The organism is Flavobacterium croceum DSM 17960 (assembly GCF_002917885.1).
GTDB lineage: Bacteria > Bacteroidota > Bacteroidia > Flavobacteriales > Flavobacteriaceae > Flavobacterium > Flavobacterium croceum.
The window spans coordinates 139384-159518 of sequence record NZ_PQNY01000007.1 but is presented as its reverse complement, the minus strand read 5'-3'; the positions used below and the strand labels follow the sequence as shown (position 1 = coordinate 159518).

Genomic DNA, 20135 nt, shown 5'->3' with positions numbered 1-20135 from the left:
GGTATATGGCGTTGGTAAGCCGGTTTAAATTATCGTATTGATAGCCGTATTTGCGCAATACATTGTCGGTTTGTGTACGCCAATAGGTTTCGGCTATATTGCCGTTGTAGAGCGGTGTACCTGTGTAGCCTACTTCGTTTCGTACAGTATCATAATTAATATTAAAAGCAAATAAATCGTTTGGTGTATCTTGTAGGCTTTGTGTGTTGTTTATTGCCGTAAGCCAGCCTCTTATATTGTAGGTGTAATCTACTTTTTGTAGGGCTGTAGCTCCTGTAGTATCGGTACCTCCCACACGCTTGCTTATGAGCTTGCCTAGCTCGTTGTAGGTGTTAAATGCCAACAACTCTGGGGTTCCGTTGGTGCCTATTTTGTGTGTATGTGTAAGTAGACGTTCTTGTTGGCTGTAACTAAAGTCATCGCGAGTAAGTAGTTCGGTATCGCTTGTAATGCGTTTGTGTTTGGTAACGGTAAAATTTACTCTACCCGTAAAAGCATCAAGTCCGTTTTCAACCACTGTATAGCCACCCATATAGTTTGTAGTGCTGGTTTTTAGTATGTGTGCTTTGGCATCGTAAAGCATATAGCTTGTAGTGCCTTTTATGGGTGTTGTAGTGCTGCTCTCGGGCACTCGTACCCAACTTCCTGTAGGTAAGCCTTTGGGTTTTACGGTGTTGTTGTAATATACGTTTTGCCCTTGTATGGAGGCAAAACTTGTTGGGGCATTTGGAAAATCGTAATCGTCGTAATAATGTACAGTAAGCACCTGCATAGTGGTAGGGCTTACAGTATTGGTATAGCGCAAGGCTACATTGTTTAGGGTAGTATTTGTGGTGGTTTTACTTTCGTTAAGTACTGTAGTGTTAGTATATGTACTTTGTTTAGTAGCACGTAAACTTGCCGAAAAGGGTGTGGTCTCTTGCTCCCAACCTGTGTAAACTACCCTGTTAAAAGCATCATATTTGGTAATCATCCAACCTTGTATAGGGGTGTTTGGCAGATTGTTTTGTTGGTCGCTAAAAGGGGAGTAGGTAGGCCCTGTGGCCACTACACGGTCGAGTTTGTCGTATACTATATATTCCCATTGTTTACCAGGTAGTTTTTTTTCAACCAAACGGTTGCGGTAGTCGTACTTGTATTGGTAGCATAAACCATCGAGTGTTGCGCTTGAAATTGTAGTAAACAAAGGGGGTAACACATAGGTTAGGTTTCCATAATCGTCGTATACATAATAGGTGTTGTAGGCTGTATTGTTGTTAAAGGTTCTTTTTAAAACTATTCTGCCTTCTTTGTCTTTAAACTCTTGTATGGTATTGTTGTTTCCCAAAGTCCAGTTTTCATCTTTGGTAATGGTTTTATAGAGTTGGTAGTTAGCATAGGTTCCGTTTTCTATAATATTAATGTCGTAAACCTTGTTGGTTGCATTCCATGTGGTTGTTACATTAAATCGTTTTACGGTATCAATACTGGTATTGGTTTGGTAGTCTAGTTTTATTTCGTGACCGCTACCTAAATTCCATACTGTTCCTGGAGCTGCTTGTTTGAGTACTCTATTGAGCGGAGAGGCTTCAAAGAGTTTTTCGCTATAGGGTGTTTGCCCTGTGTAGAGAGTATAGTTTTGTACATCGGTAGTAGCAGAGGCATTGTAGGCAAGGGTTGCCGATGTGGTTGTATAAGGCAAGTATTCTTTTGCTTGCCTTCCAAAGGCATCATACTCGATAGGTGTAACAATGTCTTTGCCTGTATTGGATTGCCTGCCTGCTATGGTTTGTATGGGGCGACCTAGTCCGTCGTAATAGGTTATTTGTTGTACAGCTTGTGCCGTAGTTGGGGTACTAAGGCTACTGGTAGTAGCTACTTTGTAGGTAGTGGTTTTGATGTAGTTTTCGCTTTGGGTTTGTGCGTAATGGTGTAACACAAATGCCCATACAAAGAAAAATGTATAAAAAAAGCGTTTATTTAAAACGGGCAATACTGTATATGATGTATTCATTTGGCTTTGGTTTTAAATGGTTAAGGTCTGTAGTGGTATTGGTTTTCGCTGAGTATATTTCCGTTTTTATCTTTTACATATTGTAATCGTCCAAAGGTATCGTAAGTAAAGGTTTGTCGGTCTGCTTTTGGATCGGTTATTGTGCTTACCCCTACTAGCGGGATATAGGTGTATGTAGTAACCATAGCATTGGGCAGACTACTACGCAAGGCGTCAAGAGCTGTAAGTAACGATGCCTCGTTGCTGCCATTGGAGAGTGTTTGCAAATTGTTTACATAACTACTCACTTGGCTGTAACTTGCATTTTCTATTTTGGCAATGGGTTGTGTTTGGTTGTAACCCCAAATAATGCTTACAGGTATACCACTTTCTAGCGTATATTGGGTTAAATTACCTTTGTTGTCATAGCTGTTGTATGTAATTTTGGTTTCGAGGTTATTATTACCCTTCGAAGATTGTATTGTAGATGGTAAGATTGCATTATTAAATAAAGAATAATTGTATTTTTTTGTAGATAATAACGTTCCATTTTTTTCTTGTTTGCTAAATAATAAAACATCAGAGCATTTTTTATTTATTAAATTGTTACTTAGTGTAATGTCACTATTACTTACAGATGAAAATTCGGGAAAAAGAGAGTTTTTTACAATTGAATTGTATATAAATGTAGATGTTATTATCTCATTTTTTGAGTTTTTAAAAATTTCTTTATAAGGTAAACGATTTACAGTGTCATATATATACTCTTTTTCCTGAGTTATTGAATGGCTTATACCATTATTATAAAAGTAATCAGTTACTGTTTGTTTTTTTATTTTTGCCCATGCAAGTAAACTAGAATTAATTATGTACAACCCATTAGGAGTGGGATTTGAAAGATTAATAGAGATATATTCCAAATTGCTAAAATAATATTCATTAGTTAATTCTTGTTTAATTTTATAAGAACTATCATATGTTTTTTTATGTAAGACTTGTCCCCAAAGTAGAGGTGGATAAGTAGGGGTCGATATATAACTATCATTTTCTACAACAGATGTTCCATAAGGCAAAAAATAGTCTGGAGCAAGGTAGGTATATTCTTCTTTACCTAAATTTGGTTTTTGTGAGACTGTAATATTCTTATAGATTATTATTGGTTGATAAGGATCTATACCAAACATATTTATATCTGAAGCAGAATACAATTGTATAATAAAGTTAAGTCTGCACCCGCTACTTCTATTAGGTTCATTAAACATTCTATAGTCATAATGAAATTCTTTTACTGGAATATTGTCTTCTCTCACAGTATTGTTTGAAGTTGTATAATACATAGGAGTAACTTCTTTATCAAAAATAGCTATATTCTTAACTCTAATACCTGCGCCATAATCCCATTTTTTTAGTACAGGGTTTGGAATTTTTTTTCTAATTCTAAATGGTATTGAGATATCTGGATCTGCTGCTAGCACTTTCAATAAAAAAGGCGGAGTTAATGGGATTAAAGTATTAATATCTGAGGCACGTAACCCAGTAAAGTTACAATCTTCTGTAGGGTAGTAAGTAGAACCAAATGTACAAACAGGAGTAGTTAAGTTACTAGCTGAAAAAAAACCAATTTTAGGGTATAATAAATTGTTATTGTCTTCTTGTATACCGTCCATAGTATAAGGTGATATATCAGCCTCTAATAACAAACCATGTAATGACGGAATGTTATTAAGAATTAATGACCCGTTAATTTGACCATCAAAAATAGTTTGATAGCTATAATTGTGTGATAATTCAGAAAAGAAAGCATCACTTTCATAAGGAGTAAAATCTGGCAAAAAATCTGCTCCTAAACTTACTCCTGCCTCGTCAAATGAATAATCGTTAGATTCATAGTCAAATATTTTACATCCTCCTGTAGGATAACTAATTTTTTGTAGTACACCTGTAGTGCAAACTTCAGGCGATACTTTTTGACTTCCATACCAAGGTCCACAAAATGCATTTTGAAATCCAAAATAATCAAAACCAAGTATATAGCCTTGAAAAGAATTTTGATATAACTCTTTATAATTAAACTCATATTTGTCTGCTAATGATTCATTATTGTTGTACACAAATAATTTACCAGGCATTTGAGAAAAATCATGTTTTGAGATTAAAGTGTTATTAAAATCAAATACTTTTACTGCATTTAGTTTTGTTTGAAACGGATTACTAACAAATGTATCATTTGTAAACTCTATTTTTCCTTTGCCTACTATATTTATAGAACTTAAAATTTTATTTTTAAGAGAACAAGGATAATAAGGACTAGGAATTTCTTTTTGCAAAGTTTGGTAGTTATATACACAAAGGCTAAGGTCGTTTTTATTTTTAATTTCTGTAAGAATAAATTCATCATATGCAAAATACCCTCTTATACCAGATGGGGGAGTATAATTTGCACATTCTTTACTTTTATATCCAGAAAATAAATATTGATTACCACTAGAATCATAAAATGTGAAAGAATGTATTACATTTGTTACTGGGTCATATTGAACATTTAATTTTAATTCTCCACTTTTGTTTTCTGTAATAGTTACAATAAAGTCATCATTATTTCTTCTAATATTAAATTTCCCACGATATCCTAAAAAGCTAAATGAATATGATTGTTTATAACTGTTAGTAGAAGAATCTTCGTAATCAGGTGAATGAGGTCCAGAAATACTTTTTCTAGATATAAAGCCTCCTTTAAATAAACTCCAACCCACACCTATTTCACCTCCCATTCCTCCAAAACGAATGCCATAAGGATGATAGGCCAAGGTAAGGTCAATATTTACAGAGGCGTCTATGGTAGGTATTGAACATACAGGAAAAGAAATATCTGCTAATCCATGTGCAGAAATAGTTTCTATTTCATTAAATAAATATAAATTGTTTAATGTAGGGTTTGATACCGTGAAGTTGTTTGAGGTATCTATAATCTGTGCAAAAGCAACATTAAATTTAATTAATGTATATATTGTTATTACTAAAATTTTTCTCATGGCTTTAATTTTTGTTATTAGATTTAATAATTTTCACACCATCGTTTTGTACGTTGGTTTTAATGTTTACAATATAAATTCCTTCGGGATAGTTAGATAAATCAACAGGAATAGTTCGGCTACCATTAATATCAAAACGTTGTAAAGTTTTACCCGATAAATCTACAACGCTAGCAGTTCCCGAGGTGTAATCGTACCCTATAGCAATATTAGTATACGACAAAGCGGGGTTAGGGTAAGCATCTATAAGTACTTTTGGAGTATCAGGTTTTTGTTCGTCTTTAAGTTTTACAACCCAAAAATCGGTACTTCCTATAGCGGTATTTCTATCTTTGGAAGCTGCAGCGGTTTGTTTGCCCATACTAAGCACTGTAGGAGCTTTACTTGTGCCACACATTAAGTAAGCACCATCACGCATCAATACTGTTTTTACCAAAACTTCTTCACCTTCACTGCCTACACTTTTATCCCACAAGATGTCTCCTTTTTCGTTTATTTTTAGAGCAACATAGTCTGCAGTGCCATTTTTATATTTAGTAGAATCTAGTAACGGATTAGCGCCTTTTTTTTGAGTAATTCCTTTAGCAAAACCGCTTAAAAGATAGGTACCATCTTTATTGTCTATAATAGAAGATAAAAGGTCGTACGCTCCTATATTGTAGGTATCTTGCCATTGTACCACACCATCAAGATCTGTTTGCAAAAGCCATATATCTGTACCTTGTTTGTTTGCTGTAGTTTTGTCGTTATCTGTTTCAGAGTTTGAATGACCACCCATCCATAGAGAGCCATTAGTTTTAAGAAGAAGTACTGTCAAATGGTCGTCTTGAGCGCCTCCATAAGATTTTTGCCATAGGAGTTCTCCTTTTTTATCGATACGAAGCACCCAAAAATCGCCCATGCCATTTAGCGTAGCTGTTTTAGTACCATCAGAAGGAGAGTTTGAATAGCCACCAAGAATAAAACCACCGTCGGGTAATGCTATCGCATCTTCAAGAATATCATTGTAACTGCCGCCAAATGTTTTTTGCCATTGTATGGCGCCTTTACGGTCTGTTTTAATAACCCAATAGTCTAGAGCACCATAATTTTCTTCTGTTTTATCAAAAGCTTTGCTAGAAGCAGAAGATCCGGCAATAAGATAACCATCTGGGGTTACTAGTATTTTTTTAATTTGTTCTTGCCCTTCACTACCTATGGTACGTTGCCATTCTAGGTTTCCAGCGGCATCAAGTTTGAGTATCCAATAGTCAGCTTGTCCGTATGCGGGTTGCGTTTTGTCGGCTCCTTTATCAGAAAAAGAATCTCCACCAAGAATAAAGCCACCGTCTGGAGTAGGGGCAATGGTTTTGAGTAAATCCATGGCTTCACCTCCATAACTTTTTTGCCATTCGGGTTCACCGTGTTCATTCATTTTCCAAAGCCAAAAATCAAGATTTCCTTTGTTGTTTTGGTCTTTAGTGCCTGTTTTCCCCGATAGAGAACTTCCAGCAAGTAGAAACCCATAATCTGCTGTGGGTATAACATCTGCAAGGTATTCTGCGTGTTTGCCTCCCATGCTTTTTTCCCAAGTTATTTTTTGAGCAGACATAGAAGAAACGATACAGCTTAAACACCAAATAAAGAGTTGTTTCGTGGTGTGCATAATCAATTATATTTTAACGTTTTACACACATAAGTACAACTATATTAGTAAACAAAAAAATAAAATCGATAAACTACATCAAAATTTAACATATTTCCCTGTTTTGGGTTTTTTGAAGAGAAATAATCATGGGGTTTTATACTCTTGTAGCGCATTATTTTATCTGGAATTAATTGCGAATCTTTACCAACGGCATCCTAAAAATACCGTACTATTTTTATACTATTGTACTGTTAATATCTTCGGTTTGTGGGATAAAGTTTTCAAATAAAATAAACATGTATTTCAAAAAAAGCAAAGATGAGTTACAATGTATGTCTAGTATATGCTTAGTGTATCATTAATGTATGCCTAGTGTATGCTAGAAGTATAGATAAGGTATATCAATAGTATTACGTAGCTATAAATTAATAAATGCAAGTTTATTAAACCCCGCTACACACGAATCCTTTCGTGTGGTTTCTACATATAAAACCACATTATTTTCTAAATATCTATTTATGTAACTTTTAAGCACTAATACATGCTTATCGTTTAAATTGTTATGCTAGACAATTCGTATGAGACTATTGTTTTTAGTATACAACAAAAAGCACTACATTGTAGAACTAGACAAGCAGTACTTAGTTTTTCTTTTTTAAAATAACACTAAACAGCAAAGCTCCAAGTAACGATACAAGAACGCCTAAAGGTAGAATTTCCATAAATGTTAAAAGAATAATCATTACCGGACTTTTGTACCATTCTTTGTACTGATTCATTTCTGCAGTTACGGTTGCTACATCTTCGGGTTTTGCTTTATCAATCATCATTTGACTGTAATGTTCGATAAAATTTGGAAAAAAATTGTAGTAAATAAACAGCCATACAATTACATACATTACCGAAGCAATGAGAGCGATTAAAAAACCTGTTGTAAATGCTTTTATAAATGAAATGCTCCCATTGTTGGCCTGTTTTTGTTGTTTAATTCCAATAAATACAAAAGAAAAAGCCAAAATCATACTTGTAAAACCAACAATCATACTGGGTTCACTAGTAGGATTGTATTTCATGTAGATTGTCATACATACCATAAACATAGAGACAAGTATGCCCGAAATAATTCCGTTTTTTAAGATACTATTTTTCATAACATTTTTTTTGGTTGGTGTATCAAATATAAAAATTTCTTTAACATAAGTTCTATATATGCTTACCCTTTTTTACTTGTATACTATATCCATTCTCAGATTATTGTTTTTTATAGTACATAAATATTGTTTGAGCTAATAAGAATTTATTTTTCTATATAGAAAATAATAAAAAGATGTACAGAAACCATGTAAAAGATGTACGGAAATTAAGTAAAAGATGTACAGGAATTATATAAAAGATGTACATCTTTTAAAAAAAAGAAACGCACAAAACTATTATTACAACCTTTTAGTAAGAATATAATGCCGAGTTTGTATGCTCGTGTGCCTGTGCTTTTTTGTAAGTAAACTTATAAATGTTTACTACCTTTGCCAAAAAAATAGAAGTATGATTGCAAAAACGCCCAAAGATTCTCTTACTACCCTTACCGATATTGTTTTGCCAGGCGAAACAAATCCTTTAAATAACCTTTTTGGAGGTGAACTTTTGGCTCGTATGGATAGAGCAGCAAGCATTGCCGCACGAAGACACTCCCGTAGAGTATGTGTAACGGCTTCTGTAAACCATGTGGCTTTTAATAAAGCCGTTCCGCTTGGTAGTGTGGTTACTGTTGAGGCAAAAGTTTCGAGGGCTTTTAAATCTTCTATGGAAATTTATTTGGATGTTTGGATTGAAGATCGCGAGAGTGGCGTAAAAACCAAGGCCAATGAAGCTATATATACTTTTGTAGCGGTTGATGAAACTGGAAATCCTGTAGAAGTGCCCGAACTTGTACCCGAAACAGAAGAAGAAAAAACACGTTTTGATGCTGCACTTCGCAGAAAACAACTAAGTTTGGTTTTGGCAGGCAAATTAAATCCACACGATGCTACCGAGTTGAAAGCGTTGTTTAACTAAAACATATTGTTTATAGCACGGTTATAGTATTTTTATTGTTTGCTGTACGTATTCTTTTTTGAGAATTATTTACTTCGTTTGTTTTAAAAATGTGATAAAAATCATATTTTTAAATCTCTATTTAAGTATCTTTGTATTTTAATTCAATCTAAATAAAGCTTTGGTAAAAACATTAGATACGTTTGCAAAAGGCGAAAAAGGCATCATTGAAGACGTTTCGTTGGATGAAATTCCATTGAAATTGATAGAAATGGGATGTTTGCCCAATAGCGAAGTAACATTGCTACAGATAGCTCCTTTTGGCGATCCGCTTTATTTTAGTATAAACGATGCGCATGTTGCCATTCGCAAAGATACCGCAAAACATATTTTGGCAAAATTGTAAACATGGCAGATTCTCTTATCAAGGTTGCATTAATTGGTAACCCCAATGTGGGCAAAACATCTGTGTTTAATGCACTTACAGGTTTGCATCAGCAAGTAGGCAATTATCCAGGTATAACGGTAGATAAAAAAATAGGAACTTGTAAAATTAATGATACTACAAGAGCCGAAATACTAGATTTACCAGGTACATATAGTTTGAATGCCAGTTCTATAGACGAAAATTTAGTTATAGAATTGCTTATGAATAAAAACGACGAGCATTTTCCAGATGTTGTTGTGCTTGTTGCCGAAGTAGAAAATTTAAAGCGCAACTTATTATTATATACCCAAATTAAAGACTTAGAAATTCCTGTTGTACTTGTTATTAATATGTGCGACCGAATGAAGCTTAAGGGCATAGAACTTGATATTCCGTTACTAGAACAACATTTAAAAACCAAAATTGCTTTGGTAAGTTCTAGAAAGAACATAGGCATAGATCAAATAAAACAGCAAATTTTAAATTATAAAAACCTATCTACAGAACCTTGTTTGCACGCGTCTTCTATAGATGTTGCTTATTTTGATAAATTACAAAAGGCATTTCCAAATCAGCTTTTATATAAATTATGGTTGGTAATTACACAAGATGTAAATTTTTTAAATTTAGATAGAAAAGAAATCCCAAATAGTTTTACCAAGTCGCATTCAGAGTTAAGAAAACTACAACAAAAAGAAACCATAAAGCGCTATCAATTTATCAATGATACGCTAAAAATGGCTCAAAAAATAGACAAAGCCAAAGCAACAAGTTGGCAGTATAAATTAGATGCGTTGCTTACTCATAAAATAATGGGCTATGTAATATTTTTTGGCATTTTATTGCTAATATTTCAATCTATTTTTGATTGGAGTAGTGTACCTATGGACTATATAGATGAGTGGTTTGCCAATTTAGCCACGTATGCTAAAAACAATTTACCTTCGGGAGAGTTTACTAGTTTACTTAGCGAGGGCGTTATACCAGGCATTGGCGGCATTGTTATATTTGTTCCACAAATTGTTTTTTTGTTTTTGTTTATTTCGGTTTTAGAAGAAAGTGGCTACATGAGCCGTGTGGTTTTTTTAATGGACAAAATTATGCGTCCGTTTGGGCTTTCAGGAAAAAGTATTGTACCGCTTATATCGGGAACCGCTTGTGCTATACCCGCCATTATGGGAACCCGAAATATAGAAACTTGGAAAGAAAGACTCATTACTATTTTGGTAACGCCTTTTATTACTTGTTCGGCTCGTTTACCCGTATATGCCATACTTATAGCACTCATTATTCCCGAAAATAGACTTTTTGGCTTTTTAAGTTTGCAAGGTTTAACCTTAATGAGTTTGTATTTAATAGGTTTTATTATGGCGATAGCATCGGCCTATGTATTAAACAAGATAATGGCATCGCAACACAAATCGTATTTTGTTGTAGAAATGCCAAGTTATAAATTGCCAATGGCAAAAAATGTAGGTATCAATGTTTTAGAAAAAACGAAATCTTTTGTTTTTGGGGCAGGAAAAATAATCTTAGCCATATCGGTATTGCTTTGGTTTTTAGGTTCGCATGGGCCAGGCAACGATTTTAAAAACGCTCAAAAAATTGTTGAAGATAAAGTATATACTAGTAAATACCCTATTAATCCTTCTGTTATACCAGATAGGGTAGATGAGTATAAGCTGGAACACTCGTATATAGGCATTCTTGGTAAATCTATAGAACCTATTATTAAACCTTTAGGTTACGATTGGAAAATAGGCGTTGCGGTAGTGAGTTCGTTTGCTGCACGCGAAGTTTTTGTAGGAACGCTAGCAACTATTTACAGCGTGGGTAGCCATAGTGATGAAGAAGCGACTATAAAAAGTCAGATGAAAAACGAATTAAGAGAAAATGGCGCTCCAGTATTTGATTTTGCTACAGGTATTTCGCTTTTGTTGTACTATGCTTTTGCTATGCAATGCATCAGTACATTGGCTATAGTAAAACGAGAAACAAACTCGTGGAAATGGCCGTTAATTCAGTTGGCTTTTATGAGTGGTTTTGCCTATTTATGTTCACTTGCGGCTTATCAATTATTAAAATAATGATGCAACAAATTTTAGTATATATTGCAGTAGCAGTTTCTGTTGTTTTTTTAATAAAGAAGTTTTTTGGTAATAAAAAACCAAAAAAAGGTTGTGGCACTGATAATTGCGGTTGCGATTAATCTTTTACAAGAAGCAAAGGAATGGCTATTTTATGCCGAACCATATTAACCGTAGTGCCAAAAAGTATGTCTTTTATGCCTGTGTGCCCATGTGTTCCCATAATAAGTACATCATAGTTTCCTTCATTAACTATAGTAGAGATTATTTTGGAGGGTTTTCCAAAACCCAATTTTGTGGTTACAGTATATCCTTTGCTTGTTAATACCTCAAAATAGTTGTCTAATAAAGCTTTATCAATAGCGGTTTCATGGTCTCCAACTTTATTTCCATAAAACATAGCGCCTACACTTTCAACAACATGAATTAATGTATAATGCGCATTTATTCCTCCCAAATCTACGGCGTGTTGTATTGCTTTCTCATCGGCCGATGAAAAATCTACCGAAACTGCAATATGCTTTTTAGTATAATTTTTTAATGAATCAAGTTTTAATTTGGTGTGATGCGGTGAATGATTGTCTATATAGTTTTTGTATTTAGAAACAAATGGTTTAAATACAATATAGAGCAATAAGACTAAAAATCCAATGGCTAGAGGTACTACAGTAACCCATAAATATATTGGGTTTTGTGTTGTTTTTATCCAGTTTTCAATTTCATCAAAAACCAATTTTATGTTGAGCGACACAATAATCAAAGCAATAATCCAAGCCGAAATTTGTGTAGTTTTATTGATGTGAAAACCTTTCATTTTCGATTTATCACTTACAAAATGAATTAAAGGAATTATGGCAAAACCGAGTTGCAAACTTAATAGTACTTGACTAAAAACAAGCATTTTACCCGTTACGCTTTCGCCATATACTAAAATCACGACAACAGCAGGTACAATAGCAATTAGGCGAGTAATAATTCGTCTTACCCACGGTTGAATTCTTAAATTTAAATAACCCTCCATTACAATTTGTCCAGCCAATGTTCCAGTAATGGTAGAGCTTTGTCCTGCTGCTATTAAGGCAACGGCAAATAATATAGCAGCCCATTTTGTACCTAGTAACGGAGCCAAAAATTGATGTGCATCTTGAATTTCTGCAACTTCATACATGCCACTTTTATAGAATGTTGCGGCAGCCAATATCAATATAGCTGCGTTTACAAAAAAAGCTAAATTTAAAGCAATTGTAGAGTCTATAAAGTTATATTTTATAGCTTGCTTTATTCCTGTTTTATCCCTCTTAAATTTACGAGTTTGCACCAACGATGAATGCAAATACAAGTTGTGTGGCATTACGGTTGCACCAATAATACCAATGGCAATATAGAGCGCATCTTGGTTTGGTAAAGTAGGTACTAGTCCTGCAATAACTTTGTGTAATTCGGGTTGGGCAAAAATCATTTCAAAAACAAACGAAAGACCAATAATAGCTACCAACGTAATAATAAAAGCTTCCATTTTTCGGATGCCTTTATTGATGAGAAATAATAATAAAAATGTATCCAAAACCGTAATTAACACACCATAAAGTAATGGAATATCAAACAGTAAATTTATTCCAATTGCCATGCCCAATACTTCTGCTAGATCGCAGGCTGCAATAGCAATTTCTGCCAAAAAATAGAGTATATAATTAATAAAAGGCGTGTATGTTTCGCGCGAAGCTTGAGCTAAATCACGTTGGGTTACAATACCTAAACGAGCACTTAAACTTTGCAACAACAACGCCATAATATTACTCATTAGTAAAACCCATAGTAGTGAATATCCAAATTGACTTCCACCAGCCAAATCGGTTGCCCAATTCCCGGGGTCCATATAGCCTACACTAATTAAGTACGCAGGCCCAAGAAACGCAAGTATCTTTCTAAAACCTGTTTTTTTACCTTCGGTCGTTATAGATTCATGTACTTCTTCTAATGATTTACTCATTTTACGTTGTTTATAATGTCAAAATTACAAATATTAATTTCTTTATAACATTATAACGAATCTTTATCGTAGAATTATTCTAAAGAACGGTTTTCTCATTATCTTTGTACCGATTTTTTAAATCGAATTATTGATATTTAATACTAATTATAATAGATATGTATCCAGAAGAAATGGTAAACCCAATGCGTGCTGAACTTACAGACGCTGGTTTTGTAAATTTATATACTGCCGATGAGGTAGAAAATGCGATTAAGGCTTACGGAACTACATTTGTAGTTGTAAATTCTGTGTGTGGTTGTGCTGCTCGAAATGCTAGACCAGGAGCTATTATGAGTTTATCGGGCGATAAAAAACCTTCTAAACTTATTACTGTTTTTGCAGGTGTAGACAAAGAGGCCGTTGATGCAGCAAGAGCGAGTATGTTTCCTTTTCCGCCGTCATCACCAAGTATGGCTTTGTTTAAAAATGGTGAATTAGTTCACATGCTAGAGCGTCATCATATTGAAGGTCGTCCAGCAGAAATGATTGCTGAGAACTTAAAAGATGCTTACGCAGAATTCTGCTAAACGTCAAAGTCACATTATAAACCACCATTAAAAAGGATTTAAATTATGAGCTAAGCTTTTAATTTTATCCATTTTAATGGTTTGTTTTTTGTACCAATCAAATTCAAATTGTTCTATCTTTGCAAAGAATTATTCTAAATAGAGTAATTTTAATCTTATTTTTAAAATAACCAATGACAACTTCAGGAAAAATAGAATTAATGGCTCCTGCTGGAAATTTTGAGTCACTACAAGCAGCATTAGACAATGGTTGCGACTCGGTATATTTTGGCGTAGAGCAACTTAATATGCGTGCTAGAGCTACAATAAATTTTGTTCTAGACGATTTGCCAGAAATAGCTCGCAGATGTAATGAAAAAAATGTTAGAACCTATTTAACATTAAATACCATTATTTACGACCACGACTTATCTATTGTTAAAACCCTTTTAGCAAAAGCTAAAGAAGCTGGTATTACGGCTGTAATCGCTTCAGATCAAGCGGTAATTATGGCAGCAAAAACAATGGGTATAGAAGTGCATATTTCTACTCAACTTAATGTAACCAATATTGAAACCGTTAAATTTTATGCTCTTTTTGCAGATACGATTGTGTTGTCTAGAGAGCTTAGTTTGCGTCAGGTAAAAAGCATTACAGAGCTTATTGAAAAGGAACAAATAAAAGGGCCAAGCGGTAATCTAGTAGAAATTGAAATATTTGGTCATGGTGCTTTATGCATGGCTGTATCTGGTAAGTGTTATTTGAGTTTACACTCACATAATTCGTCTGCCAATCGAGGTGCATGTAAGCAAAATTGCCGCAAAAAATATACAGTAATTGATCAAGAAAGTGGTTTTGAAATAGAAATTGATAATGAGTATATGATGTCTCCAAAAGACTTATGTACATTAGATTTTCTAGATCAAGTAATCGATGCAGGTATTAAAGTTCTTAAAATTGAAGGACGTGGTCGTGCCGCCGATTATGTGGCTACGGTAATTAAAACCTATAGAGAAGCTATTGACGCTTACTACGAAGGCACATTTACCAAAGATAAAATTAATACTTGGATGAATGCATTGTCTACAGTTTACAATAGAGGTTTTTGGAGTGGGTATTACTTAGGTCAAAAATTGGGCGAGTGGAGTGATAATCCTGGTTCTAGTGCTACGCAAAAGAAAGTATATGTAGGTAAAGGAATGCATTATTTCCCTAAATCGAATATTGCTGAGTTCAAAATTGAAGCTTACGACATTAAAATAGGCGATAAGATTTTGATAACAGGTCCAAGTACTGGTGCCCAAGAATTAGTGATAGACAATATGTTTGTGAATGATGAGGTTTCAGATAAAGCTACAAAAGGAGATAGTTGTACACTAAAGGTTCCTTTTAGAATTAGACTATCTGATAAAATGTATAAAATAGTAGAAGCCTAATGGTAATAGTAACATTACAACGCGATAAATGTATTGGCTGCAATTATTGTGTAGAAATGGCTCCTGCCCAATTTAGAATGTCTAAAAAAGATGGTAAAACGGTTTTAATAAAATCTATTAACAACAAAGGTTTTCATACGCTCAAATCGCCAGACCATTCTATTGTAGAAAATTGCGAACTTGCCGAAAAGGCTTGCCCTGTACATATTATAAAAGTAAAAGAGACCTAAACTAGGTCTCTTTTATTTTCAATATAATTGATTTCCTTTATAGTAAAGAAGTAAGTAGATTAGGGTGTACTCCAATAATGATATTTAATACTATTGCTAGTACAGCAACTATTGAATAAATTAAAGATACTTTGTTGTTTTCTGTAGTATTATCTTCTTTGGTATACATAGCCAATATAAGTTTGAAATAATAGCCAATACTTACAATAGAATTTACCACTCCAAAAATAACAACTACCAAATAGCCCGCAGCTATTGTTTGACTAAACAACATAAATTTTGCAAAGAAACCTGCAAATACAGGTATACCTGCCATAGATAGTAATGAAGCTGTTAATACAGCAGCCATTAACGGATTTTTCTTTCCTAGCCCATTAAAGCTACTTATATTTTCATCTCTGCCACTACGTGATACATATATAATAACAGCAAAAGCAGCAATACCTGCCAAAGCATAAGCAGCTGTATAATAGAATAGGTTTGCAGCAACAGTTTTTATACTTAATAATGCCATAAGCATAAATCCAGCATGTGAAATACCAGAAAAAGCAAGCATTCTTTTTACATTATGTTGTTTGAGTGCCATAAAGTTACCCACAGTCATTGTTAGTATCGAAATAACAACAATAAGTATTTGTGTTTTATAGTCGAGTTCTACCATTAAGTTACTTGCCAATTTATACAATGTAGCGACAGCAACTACTTTTGCTAATGTGCTCATAGTGGCAGTAACTAGCGAAGGTGCACCCTCATACACATCTGGCGCCCAAAAATGAAATGGGAAAGCAGCAATTTTAAACAACATTCCTATTATAATCATTGTAACACCTATAGGAAACCAAACAGGTAACCCAGCACCTTGTGATAAGCCATAAATACTTGGTACATCAAAATAGCCTGTAGCTCCATATACTAAACATATACCAAATAATATAATACCCGAAGCAAACGAACCTAATAGAAAATATTTCATACCCGATTCATTACTTAAAACATTCAACCTATCGCTTCCTGCCAAAATATACAATGATATCGATAGCACTTCTATTCCTAAAAAGAACATAGCCATATTACCAAACGAAACCATAGCTACAGCTCCAGAAAGCATAAATAATTTTATTGAAATATAATCGGAAAATTTAGTAGGGTGTTCTTTATAAAAATCGCCTCCCATAGCTATTAAAAATATAGAAAGCACAATAAATAATGATGAAAAAGCCAATGAGAACTTGTTTACAATAATCATATTATTATAAAAACTCTCAGTGCCATTAAAATTATTCCAAGAATAGGCTAGTATTGCTAATAATCCTGCAACAGTAATAGGCACGATAAATTTTCTGAGGTTTATAACTTCAGCAAGTAAAACTACTATACCCAATCCTGCTATTGCAATTAATGTATCCATTTATAGTGAAGAATTATCGATTTATTATTGTTAAAATTTCTTTTACACTTGGTGTAACCAAATCTGTTATTGGTTTAGGATATAAACCATATAGTAGTAAAAAGGCTATAATGACTACAAAAACAAACGTTTCTGTCCAGTTTACATCTGCAAATGCTTTTGTATTTGTTTCTCCTAACATTACGTTTTGGAACATTTTTAGCATATAATAAGCTCCTAGAATAATTGTAGTACCACCAAATACTGCGTACCAAATATTAATTTGATATAAGCTGAATAATACTGTAAATTCTCCCACAAAATTATAAGTTCCAGGTAAAGCTACAGATGCTAAAACCAATAGTAAAAAAAGTGATGAAAACTTGGGAGTTTGACTTCTAATGCCTCCTAAATCTTTTATTTTATACGAATCGTATCTTCTATAAATTACTTCGGCAGCAAAAAATAGTCCTACTATTACAAATCCGTGTGCTATCATTTGTGCTATTGCTCCAGATAGACCATCTTGCGTTAGGGTATAACATCCAGCGGCAATAAGTCCTACGTGAGCCAAAGATGAGTAAGCCAAAAGCTTTTTTAAATCTTTTTGTTTTAATGCTACAATCGAACCATAAATTACACCTGCTATACTTAATGCAAGTACATAAGGCATATAGGTTTTGGCAGCTAATGGGGCAAGTGGTAATTGCCAACGAATTACGCTATACAATCCCATTTTTAGCATGATTCCAGATAAAAGCATTGTACCCACTGTAGGTGCTTTTTGGTATACTTTTGCTTGCCATGTATGAAAAGGTATAATTGGAATTTTAATAGCATAAGCCAAAAAGAAAGCCAAAAATATCCATGTTTGCTCTGTGCTGGTTAAGTTAAGTTTTACTAAATCGTTCCACAAGAAAGAGCCTGTTTTTGTATACAAATAAGCAAAAGCTATGAGCATAAATAATGAGCCTGCAAGCGTGTAGATAAAGAATTTAAGAATTGCTTTTTTTCTAGATTCTATACTACCATTACCCCAAATAAGAGCAATAAAATAGATTGGAATTAAAGCTAGTTCCCAAAATACATAATAAACCAAACCATCTGTAGCCAAGAAAGTACCTGTCATGGCAAAAGCCATAAATAGCACCAAACTATAAAAACTTTTGGCGTTGTTGTATATATTGCCAAAAGACGATAATACTATAACAGGCATAAGACAAGTGGTAAGTAACACCATCGCTAGTGAAATACCATCGGCTTGTAAAGATAAAAACACTTTTGGCGATTGTAGCCAAACGCCATTAAAGCTTATATTTTGATTTGCTAAATACAATTGGAGTAAATAAAAGCTTGCAAGTGCAGCCATAATACTAAAACCCAATGCAATTTTTGATGCCAACTTATTTCCCGAAACATAGGTAAGTACAGCTCCTAATAAAAATATTAATAATATAGTAGTTACATTCATTATGTAAAAAGTATTAAAACAAGAATAAATAACAAAGTATTAAACATACACCCAAAGTAAACATGGTTAAGTACCAGCCAATGCTTCCTGTATGTATTTTTTTACCTGTAACAGACATTTTATTGGCCATTGTACCAAAACCATATACAAGACTTCCAAGTGCGGGTTCGAGAGTTTCTCTAAAGAAATTTGAAAGTGATTTAATAGGTTTTACTATCAAGCTCATATAAAATTCGTCTACATAATATTTGTTGTACAATGTTTTTGCAAAGCCATTTATTTCTGCATCAGGTTTTGGAACGAAATTTTGTTTGATGTATTTTGAGTAAGCCATAAAAATCCCTACCAATCCTCCTGCAACGGCTATAGCCATTAGCATATATTCTGTAGTACCCAAGGTATGTTCTTTGTGTTCTGTAGCACTTAGTATTGGTGCTAAATAATGATTTAGCCAATTGTTTCCTGGTAAATTTAACAAGCCACCCACAGTTGCCAAAATTGCTAAAACTATTAATGGAAATGTTAATAGAGCAGGACTTTCATGCAAATGATGTTTTTGTTCTTCTGTACCTCTATACTCTTTATAAAAAGTCAAATACATTAATCTAAACATATAGAAAGCAGTCATTATTGAAGCTACAGACGCAACAACCCAAAGTATTGTATTGTTGTGAAAAGCCGTCATGAGTATTTCATCTTTTGAAAAGAATCCAGAAAAAGGAGGTATTCCAGATATTGCTAAAGTAGAAATCATCATGGTTATGAAAGTGATAGGCATAATTTTTCGTAAGCCGCCCATTTTTCTCATATCTTGTTCGTGATGCAAAGCGTGAATTACCGAACCCGAACCTAAGAATAAACAAGCTTTGAAGAAAGCGTGTGTAATAACGTGGAAAACAGCTACGTTGTATGCGCCAAATCCTAAAGCCATAAACATTAATCCGAGTTGAGATACTGTAGAGTATGCCAATACTTTTTTGATATCGTTTTGCACTAATCCTATAGAAGCAGCTACCAAAGCAGTTACAGCACCTACTACAGCAATAATAAACTGAATGTTTGGTACTAAATCAAACAAAAAGTTCATTCTTGTTATCATAAAAATACCTGCTGTAACCATTGTTGCTGCGTGTATTAATGCCGATACAGGAGTTGGCCCAGCCATTGCATCGGGTAACCATGTATATAACGGTATTTGCGCCGATTTTCCGGTTGCTCCAATAAAGAGTGATAGTGCTGCTAAAGAAAGTAAAGTTACATTTGCATTAGTTCCGCTAGTAATTAAGGTTTTTAATGTTGAAAAATCTAATGTAGAAAATAAGCTACCCAATATAAAAATACCTATTAGAAATCCTAAATCGCCAATACGATTCATGATAAATGCTTTTTTTGCGGCATCGTTATACTCTTGATTTTTATACCAAAATCCTATTAATAAATAAGAGCATAGTCCAACACCTTCCCAGCCTATAAACATGATTACTAAGTTGCTTCCTACAACAAGGGTAATCATAAAGAAAACAAACAAATTTAAATAGGCAAAAAACTTATTCAAATGTTCGTCATCGTGCATATAGCTTATCGAGTATAAATGGATTAAAGATCCAATACCTGTTACAAATAACAACCATAGTAATGAAAGTTGGTCTAGTAAAACACCCATATCCAACTTAAAATTATGTAACGAAATCCAATCGAAAAACTTTATAGAAATTGGTTTTCCTGTTTGATTTATTTCAACAAAGAAATAAATACTTGCCAAAAACGAAACCACTACTGCCAATGTGCCTAGTGCTCCCGAAACCGTTTTGCCAAGTTGTTTTCCGAAGAAAACATTTATTAAAAACCCAATGAAAGGGCTAAGTAGTAATACTAAAACTAAACTATTTTCCATTAG

General features: G+C 33.8%; 14 protein-coding genes. 6 read left to right on the top strand and 8 right to left on the bottom strand.

Annotation, left to right across the window (positions count from 1 at the left end; all coding sequences use genetic code 11):
• The 4 genes from Q361_RS06980 to Q361_RS06965 form a co-directional block, all read right to left on the bottom strand.
• The coding region (locus Q361_RS06980) for a DUF6443 domain-containing protein (protein WP_245874614.1) at nt 1-1993 on the bottom strand (1993 nt) is incomplete at its 3' end.
• Between the two features lie 20 nt (nt 1994-2013).
• The gene (locus Q361_RS06975) at nt 2014-5004 is read right to left on the bottom strand and encodes a hypothetical protein (RefSeq protein WP_103726002.1); all 2991 of its coding nucleotides are present in this window, start codon (nt 5002-5004) and stop codon (nt 2014-2016) included.
• A 4-nt stretch (nt 5005-5008) separates the two neighbouring features.
• Nucleotides 5009-6649 (bottom strand): T9SS type A sorting domain-containing protein, encoded by a 1641-nt coding sequence (locus tag Q361_RS06970; RefSeq protein ID WP_103726001.1) that lies wholly within the window; start codon nt 6647-6649, stop codon nt 5009-5011.
• 623 nt (nt 6650-7272) lie between these two features.
• Nucleotides 7273-7782: a DUF4199 domain-containing protein gene (locus Q361_RS06965; RefSeq protein ID WP_103726000.1), complete on the bottom strand. Its 510-nt coding sequence runs from the start codon at nt 7780-7782 to the stop codon at nt 7273-7275.
• Nucleotides 7783-8173: 391 nt separating this feature from the next.
• On the opposite strand from Q361_RS06965, the gene Q361_RS06960 reads away from it, so the two are divergent.
• From Q361_RS06960 to feoB, 3 genes are all read left to right on the top strand, one after another.
• Nucleotides 8174-8683: an acyl-CoA thioesterase gene (locus Q361_RS06960; RefSeq protein WP_103725999.1), complete on the top strand. Its 510-nt coding sequence runs from the start codon at nt 8174-8176 to the stop codon at nt 8681-8683.
• 160 nt (nt 8684-8843) lie between these two features.
• Nucleotides 8844-9068, top strand: a complete 225-nt coding sequence (locus tag Q361_RS06955; protein WP_103725998.1) for a FeoA family protein — start codon at nt 8844-8846, stop codon at nt 9066-9068.
• A gap of 2 nt (nt 9069-9070) precedes the next feature.
• Entirely contained in the window at nt 9071-11176 is a 2106-nt protein-coding gene (gene feoB / locus Q361_RS06950) for a ferrous iron transport protein B (protein ID WP_103725997.1), read from the top strand.
• A gap of 118 nt (nt 11177-11294) precedes the next feature.
• Here feoB and Q361_RS06940 read toward each other — a convergent pair whose 3' ends face one another.
• On the bottom strand, nt 11295-13166 hold the full coding sequence (locus tag Q361_RS06940; protein WP_103725996.1) for an Nramp family divalent metal transporter: 1872 nt from the start codon (nt 13164-13166) through the stop codon (nt 11295-11297).
• Nucleotides 13167-13324: 158 nt separating this feature from the next.
• On the opposite strand from Q361_RS06940, the gene Q361_RS06935 reads away from it, so the two are divergent.
• The 3 genes from Q361_RS06935 to Q361_RS06925 all read left to right on the top strand — a co-directional run bounded on the left by Q361_RS06935 (nt 13325) and on the right by Q361_RS06925 (nt 15380).
• Nucleotides 13325-13735 (top strand): BrxA/BrxB family bacilliredoxin, encoded by a 411-nt coding sequence (locus Q361_RS06935; RefSeq protein ID WP_103725995.1) that lies wholly within the window; start codon nt 13325-13327, stop codon nt 13733-13735.
• 173 nt (nt 13736-13908) lie between these two features.
• Nucleotides 13909-15150 (top strand): peptidase U32 family protein, encoded by a 1242-nt coding sequence (locus Q361_RS06930; protein WP_103725994.1) that lies wholly within the window; start codon nt 13909-13911, stop codon nt 15148-15150.
• The gene (locus Q361_RS06925; protein ID WP_103725993.1) at nt 15150-15380 is read left to right on the top strand and encodes a ferredoxin; all 231 of its coding nucleotides are present in this window, start codon (nt 15150-15152) and stop codon (nt 15378-15380) included. The genes Q361_RS06930 and Q361_RS06925 overlap by 1 nt, the downstream gene beginning before the upstream one ends.
• A gap of 37 nt (nt 15381-15417) precedes the next feature.
• On the opposite strand, the gene Q361_RS06920 is transcribed toward Q361_RS06925, so the two are convergent.
• The 3 genes from Q361_RS06920 to nuoL are packed head-to-tail and all read right to left on the bottom strand — an operon-like array spanning nt 15418 to nt 20132.
• Entirely contained in the window at nt 15418-16788 is a 1371-nt protein-coding gene (locus tag Q361_RS06920; RefSeq protein WP_103725992.1) for an NADH-quinone oxidoreductase subunit N, read from the bottom strand.
• Nucleotides 16789-16801: 13 nt separating this feature from the next.
• Nucleotides 16802-18238, bottom strand: a complete 1437-nt coding sequence (locus tag Q361_RS06915) for a complex I subunit 4 family protein (protein WP_103725991.1) — start codon at nt 18236-18238, stop codon at nt 16802-16804.
• Nucleotides 18239-18251: 13 nt separating this feature from the next.
• Nucleotides 18252-20132 (bottom strand): NADH-quinone oxidoreductase subunit L, encoded by a 1881-nt coding sequence (gene nuoL / locus Q361_RS06910; RefSeq protein WP_103725990.1) that lies wholly within the window; start codon nt 20130-20132, stop codon nt 18252-18254.
• Nucleotides 20133-20135 lie beyond the last annotated feature (3 nt).